Annotated in this window: 1 pseudogene; it reads right to left on the bottom strand. The window is 61.9% G+C overall.

Features of this window, described 5'->3' with window-relative positions:
* Window positions 1-223 (bottom strand): annotated as a pseudogene (locus tag ABFP37_RS22670) (amino acid permease); the annotation flags it as partial.

Genomic DNA, 223 nt, shown 5'->3' with positions numbered 1-223 from the left:
GACGCCCTTCTGGTAGGTGGTGTAGGGCAGCAGCAGGGCCAGGAGGATGACGGAGCCGACGTAGAACACGGCGATGCGGAAGACCACGGAGTTGATGGCCTTGGGCATGATTTTTTCGGGGTTTTCGGTTTCGCCGGCGGCGGTGCCGACCAGTTCGATGGAGGCGTAGGCGAAGAGCACGCCCTGCATCAGGATGATCATGGGCAGGATGCCGTTGGGGAAG

Origin of the sequence: Burkholderia sp. RS01 (genome assembly GCF_039748055.1) — a bacterium.
In the GTDB taxonomy this organism is placed as follows: domain Bacteria; phylum Actinomycetota; class Actinomycetes; order Actinomycetales; family Micrococcaceae; genus Arthrobacter.
The sequence above is the reverse complement of the archived record's forward strand: the minus strand, read 5'-3'. Positions and strand labels throughout refer to the sequence as shown.